1 protein-coding gene is annotated in these 2,618 nt (G+C 47.4%); it reads left to right on the top strand.

Going from position 1 to position 2,618, the window contains the following annotated elements; genetic code table 11:
* On the top strand, window positions 1-2,618 hold a 2,618-nt coding region (locus IEY34_RS38260; RefSeq protein ID WP_189021090.1), incomplete at both ends, for an open beta-sheet domain-containing protein.

Here is a 2,618-nt window from a genome sequence, read left to right as displayed (position 1 = left end):
GCCATGAGAGCTGTTGTGCTTGCCTTGACTGTAGCCCTCGTGGCATGTCAACAATTCAACCTTGTTCCTGAGTTTGCCCATGATAAGACCTATGTGTACAAGTATGAGGCTCTGCTTTTGGGAGGTCTTCCTCAAGAAGGTCTGGCCAGAGCAGGTATTAAAGTCAGCAGCAAGGTTCTCATCAGTGCCACGACAGAGAATACCTACCTGATGAAGCTTATGGATCCTCTACTCTACGAGTATGCTGGCACTTGGCCCAAGGATCCATTTGTTCCTGCTACTAAGCTCACCTCAGCACTGGCTGCTCAGCTTCAGATTCCCATCAAGTTTGAGTATGCTAATGGTGTGGTTGGCAAGGTTTTTGCCCCAGCAGGAGTTTCTCCTACAGTCATGAACTTGCACAGAGGTATCCTCAACATCCTTCAGCTCAACCTCAAGAAGACCCAGAACATCTACGAGATGCAAGAGGCTGGAGCTCAGGGAGTGTGCAGAACACACTATGTCATCAATGAGGATCCAAAGGCCAACCACATTATTGTGACAAAGTCTAAAGATCTGAGCCACTGCCAGGAGAGAATCATGAAGGATGTTGGCTTGGCATACACTGAGAGGTGTGCTGAATGCACAGAGAGGGTCAAGAGTCTGATTGAAACTGCAACTTATAACTACATCATGAAACCAGCTGACAATGGTGCACTGATCGCTGAGGCAACAGTTGAGGAAGTGTATCAGTTCTCACCCTTCAATGAGATTCATGGTGCTGCAATGATGGAAGCAAAACAAACCTTGGCTTTTGTTGAGATTGAGAAGACCCCTGTCGTTCCAATCAAAGCTGATTACATGCCCCGTGGATCCCTGCAGTACGAGTTTGCAACTGAGATTCTTCAGACCCCCATTCAACTCATGAAGATCAGTGATGCACCTGCCCAGATTGTTGAGGTCCTGAAGCACTTGGTTTCAAACAATAAAGACATGGTCCATGATGATGCTCCATTCAAGTTTGTTCAGCTTGTCCAGCTCTTGCGTGTTGCCTCCTTGGAGAAAATTGAGGCTATCTGGTCTCAGTTTAAGGACAAACCAGTTTACAGGCGCTGGCTTCTGGATGCTCTTCCTGCTGTTGGTACACCAGTCATTATAAAATTCATCAAGGAGAAGTTCCTGGCTGGTGAATTTACCACTCCCGAGTTCATTCAGACTCTTGTGATTGCTCTGCAAATGGTCACTGCTGATCCTGAAACCATTAAAATGACAGCTAGTTTGGCTACTCATGAGAAATTTGCCACAATCCCAGCTCTGCGTGAAGTTGTCATGCTTGGATATGGTTCCCTGATTGCCAAATACTGTGTTGCAGTTCCCACTTGCCCTGCTGAGCTCCTCAGGCCCATCCACGAGATCGCCACAGAGGCCATTTCTAAGAATGACATTCCTGAAATCACTTTGGCTCTGAAAGTTATGGGCAATGCTGGTCACCCTTCAAGTCTTAAGCCAATCATGAAGCTCCTTCCTGGACTGAGAACTGCAGCTAATGCTTTGCCCATTAGAGTCCAGGTTGATGCCATCTTGGCCCTGAGAAACATTGCTAAGAAAGAGCCCAAACTGGTTCAGCCTGTTGCCCTGCAGCTTGTTTTGGACAGAGCTCTCCACCCCGAGGTGCGCATGGTTGCTTGTATTGTGCTGTTTGAGGCTGAGCCTTCAGTGGCACTTGTCTCTAGTCTTGCTGGAGCTTTAAGGATTGAGCCAAACATGCATGTTGCAAGCTTTGCCTATTCCCACATCAAGTCCTTGACCAGAATCACTGCTCCTGATATGGCATCTGTTGCTGGTGCAGCTAATGTTGCAATCAAGCTTATGAGCCGCAAACTGGACAGACTTAACTACCGTTACAGCAGAGCTTTTCAGATGGACTATTATTATACTCCTCTTATGATTGGAGCTGCTGGTAGTGCCTATATGATCAATGATGCTGCCACCATCCTGCCCAGAGCTGTTGTAGCTAAAGCTCGTGCTTACCTGGCTGGAGCTGCTGCTGATGTTATTGAGTTTGGTGTGAGAACTGGAGGAATCCATGAAGCTCTCCTAAAATCTCCTGCTGCAGATGAAAGTGCTGACCGTATCACAAAGATTAAGCGTACACTGAGAGCACTCACAAACTGGAAGGCTTTGCCAACCGATAAACCACTAGCATCAGCCTATCTCAAAGTATTTGGACAAGAAGTGGCTTATGTCAACTTTGACAAGACCATCATTGAAGAAGCCATACCGATGGCTACTGGACCCAAACCACGTGCACTGCTGAAGGAGGCTCTTAAAGCTTTGCAGGAAGGAGTTGCCTTCCAGTATGCTAAACCTTTGCTTGCAGCTGAAGTGCGTCGCATCTTGCCAACTGCAGTTGGTGTGCCCATGGAGTTCAGTTGGTACACTGCTGCAGTTGCTGCTGCAAGTGTCAATGTTCAGGCCACCATTACACCTGCTCTCCCTGAGAAATTGGAGTCCATGACTTATGAGCAACTAAAGAAGACTGATGTTCAGTTCCAAGCTGAAGCTAGACCAAGTGTTGCTCTCCAGACATTTGCTGTGATGGGAGTTAACACTGCCTTCATCCAAGCTGCTGTTATGGC

It is taken from the genome of Paenibacillus marchantiophytorum (assembly GCF_014640555.1).
Taxonomy (GTDB): Bacteria; Bacillota; Bacilli; order Paenibacillales; family NBRC-103111; genus Paenibacillus_E; species Paenibacillus_E marchantiophytorum.
Note: the sequence above shows the minus strand (reverse complement) of the source record. Positions and strands in the feature narration are given on the sequence as shown.